This is a genomic window from Halomonas sp. H5 (assembly GCF_050613175.1).
GTDB lineage: Bacteria > Pseudomonadota > Gammaproteobacteria > Pseudomonadales > Halomonadaceae > Bisbaumannia > Bisbaumannia salifodinae.
The window spans coordinates 2,856,599-2,872,052 of record NZ_CP192510.1 but is presented as its reverse complement, the minus strand read 5'-3'; the positions used below and the strand labels follow the sequence as shown (position 1 = coordinate 2,872,052).

Below are 15,454 nucleotides of genomic sequence, written 5' to 3'. Positions count from 1 at the left end.
GATCCGTGATGGCTAGGCCGGCTCCTATGCCCGGGAGGTGCGATGACTAGCGTGCGTGCGCTATGGCAGGCCTATGCCGCCGTCTGGCGGGAGATCGGCGCCGACAAGGGCGCCCTTATGCTGCTCTTCGTGGCCGGGGTGGTCTATTCGCTCTTCTACCCCTTGCCCTATCGTTACGAGCAGGTGGAGTCGGTGTCGGTGGCGGTGGTCGACCGGGACCTGAGCCCCAGCTCGCGGACCCTGGTGCGCTGGCTGGAGGCACTGCCGGTCCTGGACGTGGAGCGCCTGGGCGGCGAGCCCGCCGCCCTGCAAGAGGCGCTATGGCGCGGCGAGGTGATGGGGCTGGTGGTGATTCCCGAAGGCTTCCATGGCGAGCTGCTGAGCGGTCGCCAGGCCGAACTGCAGGTGGCCAGCCATGAGGGCTACCTGCTGGCCGGCAGCAAGGTCCTGACCGGGGTCAGCCAGGTGGCGGCGACCCTGGGGGCCGGGGTCACCCGCCAGCGCCTGCTGGGGCAAGGACAGGCCAGCTGGCAGGCCGAGGCGGGCCATGCCCCGGTTCGGCTCGAGGCCCGGGCCCTGTATAATGTCGCCGAGGGTTACGGCAGTTATGTGGTGCCGGCGGTGATGGTGCTGATCATCCAGCAGACCCTGCTGATGGGGATCACCTTGATCATCGGCAGCCGGGCCGAGCGGGGGCGCCTCGGTCAGTCTCCCCTGGGTTATGGTGGCATGCTGGCCGCCTTTACCAGCGTGGGGGTGATCAACTGCCTCTACTACTTCGAGGGGGTGACCCGCTTCCAGGACTACCCCCTGGCCGGTACCCTCGGGCCCACGCTGCTCTTCTCGGTGGTCTTTTCGTTGTGCGTCTCGGCCCTGGCCCTGCTGCTGGCCAGTGCCTTCGATACCCGCGAGCGGGGGCTGCAGCTGCTGCTGGCCACCTCCATCCCCATGCTCTTCCTGGCCGGTTACTCCTGGCCGGTGGAGGCGCTGCCGGAGCCGCTGGTATGGCTGCGTTGGCTTTTGCCCAGCACCGCCGGTATCCAGGGGCTGGTGGCGCTCAATCAGATGGGCGTGGGGCTGGGCCAGGTCAGCCGAGAGCTGTGGGTGCTGCTGGGCCTGGCCCTGGTGGCGGTGCCCCTGGGGGCGTGGCGCTATGCCCGACTGCCCGGTGGCCCCTTAGCCGCCGATGCGGCTCCCGACGCTTAACCGGAGCGCGTTCAGGAGCGATGCTGTTGCAATCGCCGCGATTGCCCGCATTATTTGTCGCCTAATCATTTTCCAGAAGGTGAGTGTAATGGCCGAATCGGCCCTGTCCATACCGGCCCTGTCCATACGCGGCCTGACCAAGGTCTACGCCAACGGCTTCCAGGCCCTCAAGGGCATCGACCTGGAGGTGGCCGAGGGTGACTTCTTCGCCCTGCTGGGCCCCAATGGCGCGGGCAAGTCCACCACCCTGGGGGTGGTCAGCTCCCTGGTGCAGAAGAGCGACGGCAAGGTCGAGATCTTCGGCACCGATATCGATCGCGACTTCGCCCGCGCCAAGTACCACCTGGGCGTGGTGCCCCAGGAGTTCAACTTCAACCAGTTCGAGAAGGTGATCGATATCGTCCTGGCCCAGGCCGGCTATTACGGCATGCCGCGCCGCGAGGCGCTGCCCCGGGCCGAGGAGCTGCTCCGCGACCTGGGGCTGTGGGACAAGCGTAATGGCAGCGCCCGGATGCTCTCCGGAGGCATGAAGCGCCGGCTGATGATCGCCCGGGCCCTGATGCACCGCCCCCGGCTGCTGATCCTCGATGAGCCCACCGCCGGGGTGGATATCGAACTGCGCCGCAGCATGTGGGACTACATGCGCCGCATCAACCGGGAGGAGGGCACCACCATCATCTTGACCACCCACTACCTGGAGGAGGCGGAGAGCCTCTGCCGCAACGTGGCGATCATCAACCACGGCGAGATCATCCGTAACACCGGCGTGCGCGAGCTGCTCGCCGAGCTCGACACCGAGACCTTCCTGCTCGACCTGGCCCGCCCCCTGGCCGAGGCCCCCGCGGTCGAGGGCTTCGAGGTCAGCCTCAGCGAGCCGGCCCAACTGGCGGTGGCGGTGCATCGCGGCCAGCGCTTGAATGACGTCTTCGCCGCCCTCAACGACCGCGGCATCGAGGTGGTCTCCATGCGCAACCGCGCCAACCGCCTGGAAGAGATGTTCGTCTCCATGGTGGAGCAGGGCAATGCCGCCACCGCCAAGGCGGAGGGTCAGGCATGAGTCCGCAGCAGATCGCCATCGCCCTCTGGACCCTGCTGGTCAAGGAGATCAAGCGCTTCACCCGCATCTGGCCGCAGACCCTGCTGCCGCCATCGATCACCATGACCATGTACTTCATCATCTTCGGCAGCCTGATCGGCTCGCGGATCGGCGAGATGGATGGCTTCGGCTACATGGACTTCATCGTGCCGGGGCTGATCATGATGTCGGTGATCACCAACAGCTACTCCAACGTGGCCTCGAGCTTCTTCTCCAACAAGTTCCAGCGCAGCATCGAAGAGATGATGGTCTCGCCCATGCCCAACTGGGTGATCCTCTCCGGCTTCGTGCTGGGCGGCATGGCCCGGGGCCTGGGCGTGGGGGTGATCGTCACCATCGTCTCGCTGTTCTTTACCCGGCTGAGCGTGGCGCATCCGCTGCTGACCATCGCCGTGGTGGTGCTGACCGCGGCGCTGTTCTCCCTCGGCGGCTTTATCAATGCCCTGCTGGCGGACAAGTTCGACGATATCTCCATCGTGCCCACCTTCGTGCTGACGCCCCTGACCTACCTGGGCGGGGTCTTCTACTCGATCTCCCTGCTGCCGAGCTTCTGGCAGGGGGTGTCGCTGCTCAACCCCATCCTCTATATGGTCAATGTGTTCCGCTACGGCTTCCTCGGCGTCTCCGATATTCCCGTGGGCTGGGCGCTGGCGGCCATCCTGTGTTTTATTCTGGTGCTCTTCGCCATCGCCCTGTGGATGCTGGAGCGCGGTAAAGGTATTCGCTCATGACGACGCACCGTCCCGACACCCTCGAGCACGCCCCCCTGGGGCGTGACTCCGCCTACCCGGAGCACTACGACGCCGGGCTGCTCTATCCCATTCCCCGGGCCGCCAATCGCGCGCCCCTGGGGATCGAGGAGGGCCAACTGCCCTTCGTCGGCGAGGACGAATGGCACGCCTTCGAGCTCTCCTGGCTCAATGCTCGTGGCAAGCCCGTGGTCGCCGTGGCGCGCTTCCGGCTGCCGGCGGACTCGCCGAACCTGATCGAGTCCAAGTCCTGGAAGCTCTACCTCAATAGCTTCAACCAGACCCGACTCGAGAGCCGCGAGGCATTGATCGCGACCCTCGAGGCCGACCTGGCCGCCGCCGCCGGCGCCCCCGTGACGGTGGAGCTCTTCGGCGTGGACGATACGGCGCTGGCGCCGCAGCGGCTGCCCGGCGACTGCCTCGACGACCTGGATATCGAGGTCAACGACTACACCCCCAGTGCCGAGCACCTGGTGGTGGGGGAGGAGGTCGTCGAGGAGACCCTCCACTCCCACTTGCTCAAGTCCAACTGCCCGGTCACCGGCCAGCCCGACTGGGGCAGCGTCTTGATCCGCTACCGGGGCCCCCGCCTCGACCGGGAGGGACTGTTGCGCTACCTGATCTCCTATCGCCAGCACCAGGACTTCCACGAGCACTGTGTGGAGCATATCTTCACCGACCTGCTGGCCCGGGCCCGCCCCGAGCGGCTGCTGGTGATGGCCCGCTACGTGCGCCGCGGCGGCCTGGACATCAGCCCCTGGCGGGGCACCCCCGGCGAGACGCCGCCGCTGCCGCTGCGCCTGGCACGACAGTAAGCCCCGGGCGGTGCTAGAGTGGCCGCCAAGGCCTACCGAGAACTTTTCTCATTGGATCTGGAGACAGAGCGGATGGATGCCATTTCCCTGCTGCACGAGCGTAGCTCCATGGGCAAGCTGATGGGCCCGCCCCCCAGCCCCGAACAGCTCGAGGTGATCTACCGCGCCGCCCTGCGTGCGCCGGACCACAAGGAACTCACCCCCTGGCGCTTTATCGAGTTCTCCGGCGAAGGGCTCGACCGCCTGGGCGAGCTGTTTGCCGAGGCGGAGTACCGCGCCGATCCGCATATCGACGACGCCGCCCTGGACGCCGCCCGCAAGAAACCCAAGCGGGCGCCGATGATCATCGTGGTGATCGCCAAGGTGCGTCCGGACATCCCCAAGGTACCCAAGCTGGAGCAGGTGATCTCCGCCGGCTGCGCCGCCCAGGGCATCCTGCTGGCGGCCTATGCCCAGGGCCTGGGGGCCATGTGGCGCACCGGCCACTACGCCTTCGATGCCACCGTGCACAAGGGGCTGGGCCTCAATGAAGAGGACGAGCTGGTGGGCTTTATCTACCTGGGCCAGCTGGCCGGTCGCCACAAGCCGCTGCCCAGCCGCGACCCCGCCGACTTCGTCGAGCGCTGGAGCTGACATGCGATTGCCGGGCCAACCCCATCCGCGCCTGCCGCTGCCGCCGTCGTCGCAGGACGAGGATCTGGACGCCTTCCTGGCCTGGCTGGGGGAGGCGATTCCCCTGGTCCGGCATCTGGGGATCCGCGCCATGCGCTGGGAGGGGGAGGCCCTGGTCTGGGAGCTGGCGCTCGCGCCCAGCCTGAACGACAAGGGCACCGGCTTCGGCGGCGCCCTGAGCGCCCAGGCCACCCTGCTGGGCTGGTGCTGGACCACCCTCTGGTTGCGTCGCCAGGGACGCGCCCAGGACGTGGTGGTGGCCGAGGCCGGCCAGCGCTTCCTGGCCCCGGTCACCGGCGACTACCGCCTGGAGTGTCGCCCCGAGCGACACGATGGCCCGACCCAACTGGCCGAGCGCCTCGCCGCCAAGGGGCGCGGCCGCCTCGCCCTGGCGCAGCGTCTCCATTGCGGCGACACCCTCTGCCTGGAGGCCCGCGGCGACTACGTCGTGCTCCCGTGACGCCCATCGACGGCTCTCCGGGGCGCGCGGGTTTTCCAAAAAACGGCTTGCAATCGAAGACTTATATCGATAACATACGCGCCGTTCTTGAGCGAAAGGCCGCGCGCCGAAGCCCGAGAACCACAATGCGGAGGGGTGTCCGAGTGGTCGAAGGAGCACGCCTGGAAAGTGTGTAAGTCGAAAGGCTTCGAGGGTTCGAATCCCTCCCCCTCCGCCACGAACATAAGAAAACCAGCCACTTACGGCTGGTTTTTTCGTTTATCCAACAACCCGCCCAACATGCCAAAAACGGCACCTGAGGTGGGGCGTCTGGTCATCGCTCGAGGATTCGGTGCCGATCATGCCGGCCAGGTGCTCGCCCTGGGGCGGTATCAGCGGCCAGCTCAGCTTCCAGCTTCTCAAGGCGCTTCTCCAGCCAGGCGACGGCTTGTTGGTCGCTGCGGTGTGCGGCCCAGGTCAGCCGGCGGTGTATCCGGTGGCGCTCTCGCTCCAGGCGGTCGGCACGGTACTCGGCTCCGTCGCGCGTCTCTCTGTCGAAAATGCTGCGGCTCATGGTCACTCCGTGATAGCAGATAGGCAGGGTACCGAGCGCGGGTCTCTGCCAGGCTGGGCGCGAGCCAAGTGGGCAGCACGCTCGCCACAAGCCTCCTCGCTCTCGCCGGGCTCACGCATCACCCGCACGCCATCGGTGCAGAAATTCTCCTTCCAGCCCAGCACTTCTAGAGACTCGCCTTTACCCTGGGCGCTCATATCATTGACCACAATGAAGATGGCCAGGGGCCCGGGTTCGTCGCCGTGCTTGATCTCCAGGCGCTCCAGACGCTTCAGGATCTCCCGATTCATTGGCGCTCTCGCCTCCCCATCTCGTGCCAGTGGTAGGCGGTGGAGTCGATCTCGCCGCCGCAGTGCCGGCAGCGATACCGCGGGCGCCGGCTCAAGCGGAGCCCCGCCTCGCTGGCGGCTATAGCCTCGAACTCGTGGTACGGGCAGGCTTCGAGGCGTGCGAGGTTCGCCTTCACCCGCTCGGCGATCGACTGGACCTCCTCCCGGGGCAGGCCGGTCAGGTCTGACAGCACGCCAACGCCGTTCCAGGTGCCGTCTGGGTTGCGGTGCTTGTCATCCATCATGGCGCCCCTCTTCGTCGACCCTTCGGGCAGCCAGGCTCCACGGCGCCGGCTCGAGTATGAGGTCTTCCAAGCCGGGGATGCTGCCGTGACACTCGTTGGACATTTGGTAGGCCGCTCTTTTCACTGCCTCGGCCAAGTGCGGGTTATCGCTGTCGTAGCGCTCCCAGGTCAGGTGCTCGGCGCCGTAGGCGAACAGGGCTATGAAAGCCTCCACCTCGTCCTTGTCGGCGGTGTACAGGGTGCCCGAGCGGCTTTCCTCCAGGGCTTTCAGCCGGCGCTCGATATCGCGCATGTCGTCACCTCACTGGTCGAGTTGAAAGCGGGCGGCAAGAGCTTCACACCCGCACCCTGCCCATACGCTCGCGCAGCTTGCGAACGGCGGAGGACTCGGCCCGCTCGTTGCGGTGCTTTGGCGACTGCTCTGGGCGGCCAGGGGCCGACTCAAATTGGCACCGACGATCATGGGTCAGCTTGTAGTGATCTCCACAGACGCTAGCCATTATTTTCCCTCCTTGCTGTCAGTGGTGCCGTGCCGTTTGGCGAGAAACTCTTGATACGCAGCATCCCTTTGCACTTGGGTATCCCCCGTCGTGTGTTGAGTGCCATCTTTCCAGGCATTGGCCTTACGTTCCTGCGCGGCCTTGTAAGCAGCATCAAGAACGGCGCGGGATTGGCGTTGGTCGATCCACTCCTGGCGAGCCGCCTGGCGCTGCGCCTGGGCGTCGTGAACAGCTGATAACGCACGCGCTCCACGCTCCACCTCTGATGCGGACTCGGAATCCATGATTGCCATGCTGGCAACAACGTGCTCGCCATCGCGAACAACGCGCCCACCCATGGCGGCGGAGTGGTTGCGTTCCTGTGCGGTTTCGCAAGCATTTTCGATGCTGTCAGTAGTGCCATACCGCTTGGCTAGAAACTCATTACGTGCCGCATCTCTATTCACTTGGGCATCGTCCTTCCAGGCGTTGGCTTTGCGCTCTTGGGCGGCCTGATAAGCATCTTCGATGGCATCGTGAGTTCCATACCGCTTGGCGAGGAAAGCATCTCGAGCACTCTGCCGCTGATCGGCGATGGTGCGGCTATCCACGCCTGGATGAATCCATCTCCCGGGTGCTGCATCTAGTTTCTTCATGTCTCGTCATCCTCCATCTCGAGCCGATAGGCGTGATCATAGGGCCTTTCCATCAATACACCCCGTTAGCCATGTCCTGTCGGGAGTTATCGGCAGTACGCACAATCTCGCGCTGCACCTCTTCGGCTATTTCGCGAGGGTTGTTGCCGGAGATGTGGAAGTGATTCGTCTGGTGAATCGCGCCGCCTCCCTGCATCCTCCCCATGACGCCAGGGACGTACCCCAGTGTCTCGGGGTTGTTCCATCTGTCGCGATCCCAGCCGGCGTTGTAGGCGCGCAATGCATCATCCCAGCTACCGAAGCGCTCGAAGTTCTCGCGCATCACCTCGGTTTGCATCATCAGCGCGTCCATTGGGTCGAAAGGGTCAAGGTCGCGACCGAATCGCTCCTCTAGGCTCTGCTCGGTGTCGGGCATAATCTGGGCGAGGCCGCGAGCACCCATATGACTGACGGCGCGTGGGTCGTAGTTGCTCTCTTGCCCAATCTGAGCCCACAGGAGGCCGGGCGGCACCCCGATATCTCGCTCAGCCGCAGCCACAGCCCGCCGGAATTCAACATCGCGTAGTATGCTGTTGCGAGTATTAGCGCTGGGCCTGGTGCGGGCGCCGCCGGAGTTGGATGCCTCAGGCGGCGGGCCAGCATGGCTTGTCAGGCTGCGGCGATGGGCTTCGTCATCGAATCCAGTGTCTTCTCCGGAAAGGAAATTGCCCCATCTGTCGATGACCTCGGTCAGGCCGGGAGCAAAGCTCACCACCATCCCGTCTTTTATCTCGTCCATGGCTCGACCCAGCTCACCCATGCTTTTACTCAAATCGCGGCTGATCCGAGCCTCCTCCTCAGTCAGGGTTCGAAGCTCGGCGGCCAATTCAAGCATGCTCTCGAATTCGCCAGGGCTGCCGCGGAGAAGGTTCTGGATTCCGGTTCCGCTCAGCCCCAGCGTCTCAAGGGCGAGATTCCGCTGGGTGTCGCTGAGCCCCTGGAATTGACGGTTCAGCTCAAGGAGTGCCTCCAACTCACTCTCGGCGGAGGAGATGGCCATGGCGTCCACGCCGAACATCGAGGCGTCGATCAGGGCGCCTTGACCAAACTGGAACTGGTCGCGCAGGTCGCGCATGGTCCTGAGCGTAGAGATGGCGTTGTCAGCCGACCCGCCTGCCTGCTCCAGCGCAAAGCCCAGGCGATCAGCTGAGTCGGCGGAAATGTTCAACGCCTCAGCCGAGGCTGCGAAGATGTGCCGATCCCTGGCCATGCTGGTGGTTAGGGCGCTCACGCCACCCAGGGCTGTCGTAGCCACTCCGGCGAACCCCATGAGCCCGCGGCGCAGTACGGCGAAGTTGGATTCAGCCTGCTGGAACTGCTGGCGGTCAGTATCAAGCTTCAGCCTGACGAGCAGCTCATCAATGACATCGGGCATTGTTGCGTCCCTCCAGTTTATCGAGACGGGCCTCTAGCGCCTGAATGCGTAGCCGTAAGGCGTCGTTCGAGCTAATCAACAGATTGATCATCAGGGCCCGCCCATCGCCGTCATCGGCGAGTTGATCGACCTCATGAATAGCGGCCTCGCCATGCTTCCGGAGGAGGTCGCCAAGGTGTTTAGTGATCTGCATAACCGTGTGCATCTCCATATTCGAGAATGGCTTCGAGAGTCGCCGTAGGCACTCGCGACAGCCATTTTTGCTTGTCTTCCCCTGGCTGCGGCTCCGGCACTTCAAGGCCAAGGCTGGCTACTTCGTGGTACATACGATGAGGGTCGCTGCTGCTATGCGTTGCTCCACGTTTCTCTAAAGCTTCCAGTCGGCGCAGCATGTCGGCCTTCATCGCATGATCTCCCTCGGCTTCCTATTTACGCGGCGCCTTTGTCCACTTCCACGCCGCGCCCGATGATGTCGCTTGTCGAGGTACGCAAGCGGCCGGCTGGGATGCCGGTTTTGTTGAAGCGACTGGAGATGCGCTCCATTTCCTTTAGGGCAGCGGAGAGGTTCATGCTCAGCGGATGCCCCATATCCGGAATAGGCGCGTCTACCTCGTTGCCGACCTTGATGGCTTCGCGGGTCAAGGAGGCGGATTCGTTACGGATATCCTCGTAGCGCTCTAGATCAGCCATCAACCCTGCCCACTTCTTGCAGGCGGCAGCGGCAACCTTGGCAGCTTCCTTCATCTGCTCGGCATGCTTATCCTGGATCTCGTCGAGCTGCGGCTGTACGTCTGCGCGTTTGGCCTCTGGCAGCATTTCGGTCAGCGTCTCATGTTCGATGCGCAGGCGGCGGAGGTGGCGCTCTGTCTTGGTCTGCGCTTCCTCAATGGGTTCAGGGTCGTCGCCATTGACGATGGCCTGCTTGAGTTGGCTGTCATAATCTATGTCGGAAAGCTCTACCAGTTCGTTATCGATCTCTACGAGGCGAGCGTTGATCTGTTCGAGGGTCTTGGTCATCTGTGTCGTCTCACTTTCGGTTGTGATGGGTTTGGCTTTTGCCCGGGTAGAAAGGGGCCATCATTCGCTCACGCTCTTCGTCAGACATGGCGTAGAAGTCATCCAGCGTTTTCTTAGCAGTCTTTATCTGACTCTGACGACCTTCCAGTACTTCCAGGCGCTTGAACGTGTCACGGTTAGGCATGCCTTTCCCTCCCTACCGGGTGGTGATTTAAGAACTCGCGTATAGCCGCTTTCGACAAACTGCGAATCCAGCCCATCGCGGTATCTCCCTCCCGGGGGGCTGGCTCATCGAAGCCGCGCTCTTTCAGCCAGGCGTGAACCTCACTGACCGGCACTTCTTTCCTGTTGCTCTTTGCGGGCTTCTGACGCTCAAGCCATTCCAGGCGGCGCAACATCGATTGGTTCATGAACCTGCCTCCAGTGCATCCAGGCGGCGCCTTATCTCGTCGATTTCGGCGATCTTCGACATGCCAGCCAGTGCATCGAGCAATGACTTGCCTGAATCTGGCGGTATTGAGCCATCCGCTATCGCAGTAAGAACGCTTTCCGCCTTCTCGCTAAGCGTGTCGCCAGTCATCTCGAAGCGGACAGGTTCAGTGGTGGGGCGGTAGGCGGGAATGGCACGGTCAATACACAGCTTCAGGGCTTGAGAGTCACCAGCCAGAGCCATTGTTACGGCTTTGGCCACTAGGTCGTCACCGTGCTTCTCCAGCTCCTTTCGCCACTTCGCACGATGATCCGGGCGGCCAGGTGGTCGACCCTTTGGATTGCCGCTCCGACCTTTCTCAAACGCCATTGCGCTTGTTCTCCCGCTGTTCTGAACAGTGCCGGCTATGCTGGTCGAGCTGGCACAGCCAGCCGGCGGCAGTTACGTCACCCTTATCAGCGGCGTTGCGGAGCAGCTCGTAATAGTGGTCAATCGCGGCCTTGGTGGGCTTGATATTGCGGCTGCCTTTGGTTCTAGGCATGGATAAATCCCCATACTGTTATTATGAACAGTATAGAAGATTTATCGGAATTAACCCGTGTTTATGTGGGGTAGTATGCTGGATTGGAATGGCTGAAACGCCATGAGTCGCGATGATACAGGGCCATAGGCGGATTATGCTTCCGCCACATAGGAGAGAGTGGCACAAAAAAGCCCAGCGCGGTTGCTGGGCCTTGGATATATGGGGGCGTTCATGACCTACCAGAGGCCAAACACTTTCCCAGCAATAGCAGAAGCAACAAGCACCCCTAGCAGGATCCTTGAGACTTTCTTGTTTCCTTCCGCCCGCTGCTCTTTAGCAACACGCTCCTCATGAGTCATGACCGATTCTCGGTGCAGTCCGATCATTTGACCAAACCCAACCATAACCGCCGATGTCACAATCATCAGGCCGCCGAGCGTAATGATGCTCCCCCTTAGGGATAGCAGGTCACTGTTCACGATGCGGCTTCCAGAAGTGGTCACGTCCATGGTGAACCCGAAGTAAAGTATGGCCAGAGCGGCCAACAGCAAGACCCTACCCAGTGTTTCCATCATCCCTCCTACGAAAGAGCAATTTTCCATCCTCAATGATGCCTATCGTTTGCGCTGGCTTTCCTCAACCTCCCAGGGCAATAAAGGAGCGGCAACGCATCGGCAGCCCGACTTCTCGGTGCAGCATTTGACTTCGCCGGGGTGGCCGGTTTGGGGTGGGTCGTTCCAGCTGAAGATTTTGCCGTCGTTCGCTCTGCAATTCTCGCACACTCGCTCATCGCCTGCGGAGGACCATCGATAGTGCGTAATGCCGGCAGACACTTGTTTTTCTTTCTGCTTGGCGGCTTGCCTCTTTCGCTCATCTTGATGCCGCTCCGCGCGCGGCTCGGGCGCCTCTGCTGATGGAGCCACTGAGCTGCCCCTGGTGATGAGTCGCCATATTCGACTAAGCATACCTACCACCTCCTGAGCTTTATCCCTTGCCACGCACCCTAGAGGTGATCCGGGTGGGTGCGCCCCAGGAGAGACTCTAACATATCTTCTCTCGCCTCAATCGGGCCGCTTCTGCGCATCCGAAACGGCCTTGATGACTTGATGCATCTCGGCCACGTCCTCCAGCGTTAACGTGCCGTCGGCCATCTGCGCCCAGGTGGCCAGCGGTGACGGTGACGACGGCGAGCCGATATTTGTCGCCAAGGACGTGATGCTGGCTCTTGAGTACGGCGACACAAGCAACGTCGCCAAGGCCATCAGTCATGTGCCGGGGGAATGGAAGGGTCGGGAACCGATCCCGACCCCTGGCGGCGCTCAGCCCGTCCTAACGCTAACCGAACAAGGGCTGTATTTCTTCGTCGCTCGCAGCGACAAGCCCAAGGCGATGCCCTTCCAGAAGTGGTTAGCCGGCGAGGTGCTCCCGTCGATTAGAAGGACAGGCGGCTATCAGGTGACGCCTTCCTTCGAGGTGCCGACCACGCTCTCCGGCGCCCTGCGCCTGGCTGCCGACCAGGCGGAGAAGATCGAACAGCAGCAGGATTGAACAGGCCAGGCCTGCCGTGGCGTTCGTTGAGCTTGAGGTCGCTCACCTCAACTTTGAGGGCAGCTACCGAGACGCCTCCGGCCAGTTGCCCGCCGACGCCCTGAGTGGCGTGGAGAGCCTGGGGGAGCTGGCCCTGGACGGTCGCCTCTGCCCGGTCGGCGGGGTGCTGCCGGCGGCCCTGGCGGCCAAGCAGGCCGGGCATCGATTGATCCTGCCCCGGGAGAATGCCGCCGAAGCGGCCCTGGTGCAGGGCCTGGAAGTCTTGCCGGCGGCGCATCTGCTGGAGGTGGCCGCCCATCTCTGGGGGCGTGAGCCACTGACGCCACAGCCCACCAGCCGGCCCGTCCCGGGCCATCTCGAGGTCGCCGACCTGGCCGAGGTGCGTGGCCAGCATCAGGCACGCCGGGCCCTGGAGGTGGCCGCCGCCGGTGGGCATAACCTGCTCATATCATGGTTTTGAAGACTGATTGTATAATTTCTTTAATATCATATAGTTATGTGTTGATCAGGGAGGGCTGTGGACACTAGGGGCTCGCTTCGGGTATCGTTGAACGTCGATAATTTTGCGCGTTTACGGCGAGTGCGTTGCGCATCGCTAGCCAGCGAGCTATGTTAAAAACGCTCCACGCGACACCTACACCAGAGCTACTAACCAGAGAGAGGAGGGGCGCTATGAAACAGATGACTGAAGAGAGGAAAGGTGTCTGAAGAACAGTTTCTAAAGGCTCTTGAGTCTTTAGAAATCGGAGGGGGAGCAGCCTCCTTCTATCCATGGCTTTCACCGCTGGCAATTTTTTTGTCGGCGGTGTTTGCTTTTTTCGCGAGCTGGAGAGCAATCAATACTCAGCGAAGGATTGCAAGGAAGAGAGCGACTCTTGATGTGCTGTTCCGCTTGGAAAGTGACGCGGCATTCCTAAAGGCTGCGGAGGTTTTTCAAGATGTCCGCGATGGACGGGGGTTCATGTCTTTAGTGAAAGATAAAAAAGGGAAGTCGAATAGAGACAAAGAAGAAGAGCTGTATGTGGATATGTATTTGAATCATTTGGAGCTGTTGTGTGTGGGCATGTCAGAAGACACAATTGATGAGCTTTTTTTGTTTCAATACATGAGAAATACTGTGGTGGGCGACTGGCGAGACGTTGAAGACTACGTCAAGGACTGTAGGGAACGATCACCAAAAAATCATCGTCTATTTCAAAAGTTAGAGAAGTTCGCTACGGCCTGGGACAGACAAAGGACGGGAGATATTTTTGATGGTTCTGATTGTTGTTTTGTGACTCGTAAGGATGACGCATCACATTACTTGGACGGGAATAGCGAAACAAGACACACCCAGGACTAGCCCCTCCTTCCGCATCACCTCCGCCAATACTGACGCCGCGTATCCTTGCACCCCTATAGAGGATTAGCTGTCGTGTGTCCAAGGAAACTCATGGAATAGCGAACGAGGGCGATATGAACCAGGCTCTGAAACTAGCGGCGCTCATTGCGAATGTTGTTCTCATAGGGACAGTCTTACACCTCTTTCAGCGGCATGGCCTCAACAGTACTCGTGATATTTATCTTTTTATACTGATGGCAATCACCCCCGCTCTTAGCTTGCTCTCTATGTTTATGCCCTGGATCGGAGCAGTGGCGAAGGGGATAACCTTGTGGCCTTGTACATCAAGAGGAAAACCCTAGAAGAGAAGAACAAGCTAAAAAGTATAAAGGAGAGCGAAAGGGACTGACCTTCGCTGATGCCGCCATCAAGACCGGCTCTGAGCTGGAAGCCCAAGTGACGGAGATTCTCACGAGGAGCCGTTCACTTATGGAGGTCGATATGACATCACGAATGCTAGCGTGGTTAAAGCGAGGGGAAGAATTTTACTTGTTTACCCTTGTCATCACGGCAGTACTTCTAAACTTCTTTAGTTTTGAAGTCAGTCAACCTTGGAAGTGGGCGGGCTTTTCTCTTCAGCTCCTAGGCGCTCTTCTCTCTATTTATGTCGTATATCTTTCTTACAATCGCAACAACGACACGCCTTTTCTAAAAGAGGCAATGAGCTACCTCAAGGATTTTCCCGTCTTCAGGAAAAAGACAAGAAGAATGTCTCCCGCGCATACCGTCATTGCTTTCAAACAGCATGTGATCGACAGTTCAGAGCTGGAATTCAAAAAAAATAGAAGAGGGAGACTGGCTATCGCTCAACAATCAAATGGCACACCTGGCAAAGTCAATAAATAGTGATCGAGTATATTTGAAAGCCTTGGACGAAAGGTCTTTAGATGTAGGGGAAAAGATCGTTAGAGACATTTTCCCAAGGCTTGGCGCTCATGACAGAGAAAAAAGGGAGGAAAAGGTAGTATCATCAAGGCTTATGTTCGTGGCATTTCTTTGGATCATCATGGGCATGTTAATGGAGAGCGTGCCTCTAGCATTTTCCTCTATCTGATTTAATCAGTTCTACTTCTTTCTCCTCTCTCATTTGGTTTCTCCACTTTCTTAATGGCTGCCACATGGAGAAAGGGAATTTCCCTGCATCTTAGGACAACCCGCACCAAGCACCCCCTCGACAACTGAGAACGGCAGTGATCTGCCTGAGAGAGCTGACCAATGAGCAACGCAGTAATGACCGCCAGCACCGAGCCCACCATGTCCAGCCGCGAGATCGCGGAGGTGGTTGAGTCTCGGCATGCCGATGTGTGCCGAACTGTTGAGCGACTGATGGCGAAGGGTGTTATTCAGGGGTATGCGCCGATGGCGTACACCCATCATCAGAACGGGCAGCAGTACACCGAGTACCACATCAACAAGCGCGACAGCTATGTGGTCGTGGCGCAGCTCTCCCCCGAGTTCACCGCCCGCCTGGTGGATCGCTGGCAGGAATTGGAAGCTCAGGTCGCCCAGCCGTTCCAGCTCCCTCAGACCATGGCTGAGGCCTTGCGCCTTGCCGCAGATGTTCTGGCCATCCTCGACCTCGACCGCAAGGCTCTTGAGCGCCTGGATGATGGCAAGAAGGGTGTGAGTTCAATTCACTCCCCTGGCGGGCGGCAAAGCATGGTCGTTGTCAACGAGCCAGGGCTTCGTTCAGTACCTCGTTGCTCGGCTCGCTCGGCAAGGTTTTTCTGTGAGGTGATGATCGGCTTGGTAGGGGTGGTGATAATCAAGCCTGCATGCCGTCCGAATTGTCCGTCCGTCCGAACCCTATAGGGTGTTCGGACGTTTCGGACGCTGCTTTTCGGACTAATCGGACGTTTCGGACGCTCTAATTCGGACATT

The 15,454-nt window shown here is 60.7% G+C and carries 26 protein-coding genes and 1 tRNA gene; 12 read left to right on the top strand and 15 right to left on the bottom strand.

Annotated features, from left to right (window positions below):
* Window positions 1–42 precede the first annotated feature (42 nt).
* The 7 genes from ACQ1W9_RS13365 (at window position 43) to ACQ1W9_RS13335 (ending at window position 5,215) form a co-directional block, all read left to right on the top strand.
* Window positions 43–1,206: an ABC transporter permease gene (locus ACQ1W9_RS13365; protein WP_431023818.1), complete on the top strand. Its 1,164-nt coding sequence runs from the start codon at window positions 43–45 to the stop codon at window positions 1,204–1,206.
* 103 nt (window positions 1,207–1,309) lie between these two features.
* Window positions 1,310–2,263, top strand: a complete 954-nt coding sequence (locus ACQ1W9_RS13360) for an ABC transporter ATP-binding protein (protein WP_346062045.1) — start codon at window positions 1,310–1,312, stop codon at window positions 2,261–2,263.
* Entirely contained in the window at window positions 2,260–3,033 is a 774-nt protein-coding gene (locus tag ACQ1W9_RS13355) for an ABC transporter permease (RefSeq protein ID WP_346061973.1), read from the top strand. Before ACQ1W9_RS13360 ends, ACQ1W9_RS13355 begins: the two co-directional genes overlap by 4 nt.
* Complete coding sequence (gene queF / locus ACQ1W9_RS13350) at window positions 3,030–3,866, top strand: NADPH-dependent 7-cyano-7-deazaguanine reductase QueF (RefSeq protein WP_431023817.1); 837 nt, start codon at window positions 3,030–3,032, stop codon at window positions 3,864–3,866. The genes ACQ1W9_RS13355 and queF overlap by 4 nt, the downstream gene beginning before the upstream one ends.
* Before the next feature lie 72 nt (window positions 3,867–3,938).
* The gene (locus tag ACQ1W9_RS13345; RefSeq protein WP_431023816.1) at window positions 3,939–4,499 is read left to right on the top strand and encodes a nitroreductase family protein; all 561 of its coding nucleotides are present in this window, start codon (window positions 3,939–3,941) and stop codon (window positions 4,497–4,499) included.
* 1 nt (window position 4,500) lies between these two features.
* Complete coding sequence (locus ACQ1W9_RS13340) at window positions 4,501–4,998, top strand: YiiD C-terminal domain-containing protein (protein WP_431023815.1); 498 nt, start codon at window positions 4,501–4,503, stop codon at window positions 4,996–4,998.
* Between the two features lie 129 nt (window positions 4,999–5,127).
* Window positions 5,128–5,215: transfer RNA gene (locus ACQ1W9_RS13335), tRNA-Ser, on the top strand.
* A gap of 96 nt (window positions 5,216–5,311) precedes the next feature.
* Here the strand turns inward: ACQ1W9_RS13335 and ACQ1W9_RS13330 are convergent.
* The 15 genes from ACQ1W9_RS13330 to ACQ1W9_RS13260 form a co-directional block, all read right to left on the bottom strand.
* Window positions 5,312–5,551 (bottom strand): hypothetical protein, encoded by a 240-nt coding sequence (locus ACQ1W9_RS13330; protein ID WP_431023814.1) that lies wholly within the window; start codon window positions 5,549–5,551, stop codon window positions 5,312–5,314.
* 2 nt (window positions 5,552–5,553) lie between these two features.
* The gene (locus tag ACQ1W9_RS13325; RefSeq protein ID WP_431023813.1) at window positions 5,554–5,841 is read right to left on the bottom strand and encodes a hypothetical protein; all 288 of its coding nucleotides are present in this window, start codon (window positions 5,839–5,841) and stop codon (window positions 5,554–5,556) included.
* Window positions 5,838–6,125: a hypothetical protein gene (locus ACQ1W9_RS13320; protein ID WP_431023812.1), complete on the bottom strand. Its 288-nt coding sequence runs from the start codon at window positions 6,123–6,125 to the stop codon at window positions 5,838–5,840. Before ACQ1W9_RS13320 ends, ACQ1W9_RS13325 begins: the two co-directional genes overlap by 4 nt.
* Window positions 6,115–6,417 carry a hypothetical protein gene (locus ACQ1W9_RS13315; RefSeq protein ID WP_431023811.1) on the bottom strand — a complete coding sequence of 101 codons (303 nt, stop codon included), beginning with the start codon at window positions 6,415–6,417 and terminating at the stop codon, window positions 6,115–6,117. The genes ACQ1W9_RS13320 and ACQ1W9_RS13315 overlap by 11 nt, the downstream gene beginning before the upstream one ends.
* A gap of 207 nt (window positions 6,418–6,624) precedes the next feature.
* On the bottom strand, window positions 6,625–7,260 hold the full coding sequence (locus ACQ1W9_RS13310; RefSeq protein ID WP_431023810.1) for a hypothetical protein: 636 nt from the start codon (window positions 7,258–7,260) through the stop codon (window positions 6,625–6,627).
* Between the two features lie 52 nt (window positions 7,261–7,312).
* Entirely contained in the window at window positions 7,313–8,674 is a 1,362-nt protein-coding gene (locus tag ACQ1W9_RS13305; protein WP_431023809.1) for a lytic transglycosylase domain-containing protein, read from the bottom strand.
* Window positions 8,658–8,867: a hypothetical protein gene (locus tag ACQ1W9_RS13300; RefSeq protein WP_431023808.1), complete on the bottom strand. Its 210-nt coding sequence runs from the start codon at window positions 8,865–8,867 to the stop codon at window positions 8,658–8,660. The genes ACQ1W9_RS13305 and ACQ1W9_RS13300 overlap by 17 nt, the downstream gene beginning before the upstream one ends.
* On the bottom strand, window positions 8,854–9,078 hold the full coding sequence (locus tag ACQ1W9_RS13295; RefSeq protein WP_431023807.1) for a hypothetical protein: 225 nt from the start codon (window positions 9,076–9,078) through the stop codon (window positions 8,854–8,856). Before ACQ1W9_RS13295 ends, ACQ1W9_RS13300 begins: the two co-directional genes overlap by 14 nt.
* Before the next feature lie 25 nt (window positions 9,079–9,103).
* The gene (locus tag ACQ1W9_RS13290; RefSeq protein ID WP_431023806.1) at window positions 9,104–9,691 is read right to left on the bottom strand and encodes a hypothetical protein; all 588 of its coding nucleotides are present in this window, start codon (window positions 9,689–9,691) and stop codon (window positions 9,104–9,106) included.
* Between the two features lie 10 nt (window positions 9,692–9,701).
* Window positions 9,702–9,875 carry a hypothetical protein gene (locus tag ACQ1W9_RS13285; protein WP_431023805.1) on the bottom strand — a complete coding sequence of 58 codons (174 nt, stop codon included), beginning with the start codon at window positions 9,873–9,875 and terminating at the stop codon, window positions 9,702–9,704.
* The gene (locus ACQ1W9_RS13280; protein WP_431023804.1) at window positions 9,868–10,101 is read right to left on the bottom strand and encodes a hypothetical protein; all 234 of its coding nucleotides are present in this window, start codon (window positions 10,099–10,101) and stop codon (window positions 9,868–9,870) included. Before ACQ1W9_RS13280 ends, ACQ1W9_RS13285 begins: the two co-directional genes overlap by 8 nt.
* The gene (locus ACQ1W9_RS13275) at window positions 10,098–10,490 is read right to left on the bottom strand and encodes a DUF5681 domain-containing protein (protein WP_431023803.1); all 393 of its coding nucleotides are present in this window, start codon (window positions 10,488–10,490) and stop codon (window positions 10,098–10,100) included. Before ACQ1W9_RS13275 ends, ACQ1W9_RS13280 begins: the two co-directional genes overlap by 4 nt.
* A complete protein-coding gene (locus ACQ1W9_RS13270) occupies window positions 10,480–10,662 on the bottom strand; it encodes a hypothetical protein (RefSeq protein WP_431023802.1) in 183 nt (60 codons plus the stop codon). Before ACQ1W9_RS13270 ends, ACQ1W9_RS13275 begins: the two co-directional genes overlap by 11 nt.
* 218 nt (window positions 10,663–10,880) lie before the next feature.
* The gene (locus tag ACQ1W9_RS13265) at window positions 10,881–11,216 is read right to left on the bottom strand and encodes a hypothetical protein (RefSeq protein ID WP_431023801.1); all 336 of its coding nucleotides are present in this window, start codon (window positions 11,214–11,216) and stop codon (window positions 10,881–10,883) included.
* Window positions 11,217–11,258: 42 nt separating this feature from the next.
* The gene (locus ACQ1W9_RS13260; protein WP_431023800.1) at window positions 11,259–11,609 is read right to left on the bottom strand and encodes a phage minor head protein; all 351 of its coding nucleotides are present in this window, start codon (window positions 11,607–11,609) and stop codon (window positions 11,259–11,261) included.
* Between the two features lie 172 nt (window positions 11,610–11,781).
* Between ACQ1W9_RS13260 and ACQ1W9_RS13255 the strand changes: the two genes are divergently transcribed.
* The 5 genes from ACQ1W9_RS13255 to ACQ1W9_RS13235 all read left to right on the top strand — a co-directional run bounded on the left by ACQ1W9_RS13255 (window position 11,782) and on the right by ACQ1W9_RS13235 (window position 15,385).
* Window positions 11,782–12,192 (top strand): BRO-N domain-containing protein, encoded by a 411-nt coding sequence (locus ACQ1W9_RS13255; protein ID WP_431023799.1) that lies wholly within the window; start codon window positions 11,782–11,784, stop codon window positions 12,190–12,192.
* A 16-nt stretch (window positions 12,193–12,208) separates the two neighbouring features.
* Window positions 12,209–12,652 carry a magnesium chelatase domain-containing protein gene (locus ACQ1W9_RS13250; protein WP_431023798.1) on the top strand — a complete coding sequence of 148 codons (444 nt, stop codon included), beginning with the start codon at window positions 12,209–12,211 and terminating at the stop codon, window positions 12,650–12,652.
* Between the two features lie 240 nt (window positions 12,653–12,892).
* Entirely contained in the window at window positions 12,893–13,534 is a 642-nt protein-coding gene (locus ACQ1W9_RS13245) for a DUF4760 domain-containing protein (RefSeq protein WP_431023797.1), read from the top strand.
* A 468-nt stretch (window positions 13,535–14,002) separates the two neighbouring features.
* A complete protein-coding gene (locus ACQ1W9_RS13240) occupies window positions 14,003–14,419 on the top strand; it encodes a hypothetical protein (RefSeq protein ID WP_431023796.1) in 417 nt (138 codons plus the stop codon).
* Window positions 14,420–14,803: 384 nt separating this feature from the next.
* Window positions 14,804–15,385: a Rha family transcriptional regulator gene (locus ACQ1W9_RS13235; RefSeq protein ID WP_431023795.1), complete on the top strand. Its 582-nt coding sequence runs from the start codon at window positions 14,804–14,806 to the stop codon at window positions 15,383–15,385.
* Window positions 15,386–15,454: the final 69 nt, after the last annotated feature.

Excerpts from the sequence above, each read along its gene's own strand:
- ACQ1W9_RS13260 (WP_431023800.1), bottom strand. The coding sequence starts at position 11,609 with ATGCTTAGTCGAATATGGCGACTCATCACCAGGGGCAGCTCAGTGGCT.
- ACQ1W9_RS13290 (WP_431023806.1), bottom strand. The coding sequence starts at position 9,691 with ATGACCAAGACCCTCGAACAGATCAACGCTCGCCTCGTAGAGATCGAT.
- ACQ1W9_RS13310 (WP_431023810.1), bottom strand. The coding sequence starts at position 7,260 with ATGAAGAAACTAGATGCAGCACCCGGGAGATGGATTCATCCAGGCGTG.
- ACQ1W9_RS13300 (WP_431023808.1), bottom strand. The coding sequence starts at position 8,867 with ATGCAGATCACTAAACACCTTGGCGACCTCCTCCGGAAGCATGGCGAG.
- ACQ1W9_RS13315 (WP_431023811.1), bottom strand. The coding sequence starts at position 6,417 with ATGCGCGATATCGAGCGCCGGCTGAAAGCCCTGGAGGAAAGCCGCTCG.
- ACQ1W9_RS13265 (WP_431023801.1), bottom strand. The coding sequence starts at position 11,216 with ATGGAAACACTGGGTAGGGTCTTGCTGTTGGCCGCTCTGGCCATACTT.
- ACQ1W9_RS13365 (WP_431023818.1), top strand. The coding sequence starts at position 43 with ATGACTAGCGTGCGTGCGCTATGGCAGGCCTATGCCGCCGTCTGGCGG.
- ACQ1W9_RS13275 (WP_431023803.1), bottom strand. The coding sequence starts at position 10,490 with ATGGCGTTTGAGAAAGGTCGGAGCGGCAATCCAAAGGGTCGACCACCT.
- ACQ1W9_RS13320 (WP_431023812.1), bottom strand. The coding sequence starts at position 6,125 with ATGATGGATGACAAGCACCGCAACCCAGACGGCACCTGGAACGGCGTT.
- ACQ1W9_RS13235 (WP_431023795.1), top strand. The coding sequence starts at position 14,804 with ATGACCGCCAGCACCGAGCCCACCATGTCCAGCCGCGAGATCGCGGAG.
- ACQ1W9_RS13330 (WP_431023814.1), bottom strand. The coding sequence starts at position 5,551 with ATGAGCCGCAGCATTTTCGACAGAGAGACGCGCGACGGAGCCGAGTAC.
- ACQ1W9_RS13345 (WP_431023816.1), top strand. The coding sequence starts at position 3,939 with ATGGATGCCATTTCCCTGCTGCACGAGCGTAGCTCCATGGGCAAGCTG.
- ACQ1W9_RS13270 (WP_431023802.1), bottom strand. The coding sequence starts at position 10,662 with ATGCCTAGAACCAAAGGCAGCCGCAATATCAAGCCCACCAAGGCCGCG.
- ACQ1W9_RS13280 (WP_431023804.1), bottom strand. The coding sequence starts at position 10,101 with ATGAACCAATCGATGTTGCGCCGCCTGGAATGGCTTGAGCGTCAGAAG.
- ACQ1W9_RS13285 (WP_431023805.1), bottom strand. The coding sequence starts at position 9,875 with ATGCCTAACCGTGACACGTTCAAGCGCCTGGAAGTACTGGAAGGTCGT.
- ACQ1W9_RS13240 (WP_431023796.1), top strand. The coding sequence starts at position 14,003 with ATGGAGGTCGATATGACATCACGAATGCTAGCGTGGTTAAAGCGAGGG.
- queF (WP_431023817.1), top strand. The coding sequence starts at position 3,030 with ATGACGACGCACCGTCCCGACACCCTCGAGCACGCCCCCCTGGGGCGT.
- ACQ1W9_RS13295 (WP_431023807.1), bottom strand. The coding sequence starts at position 9,078 with ATGAAGGCCGACATGCTGCGCCGACTGGAAGCTTTAGAGAAACGTGGA.
- ACQ1W9_RS13340 (WP_431023815.1), top strand. The coding sequence starts at position 4,501 with ATGCGATTGCCGGGCCAACCCCATCCGCGCCTGCCGCTGCCGCCGTCG.
- ACQ1W9_RS13305 (WP_431023809.1), bottom strand. The coding sequence starts at position 8,674 with ATGCCCGATGTCATTGATGAGCTGCTCGTCAGGCTGAAGCTTGATACT.
- ACQ1W9_RS13325 (WP_431023813.1), bottom strand. The coding sequence starts at position 5,841 with ATGAATCGGGAGATCCTGAAGCGTCTGGAGCGCCTGGAGATCAAGCAC.
- ACQ1W9_RS13355 (WP_346061973.1), top strand. The coding sequence starts at position 2,260 with ATGAGTCCGCAGCAGATCGCCATCGCCCTCTGGACCCTGCTGGTCAAG.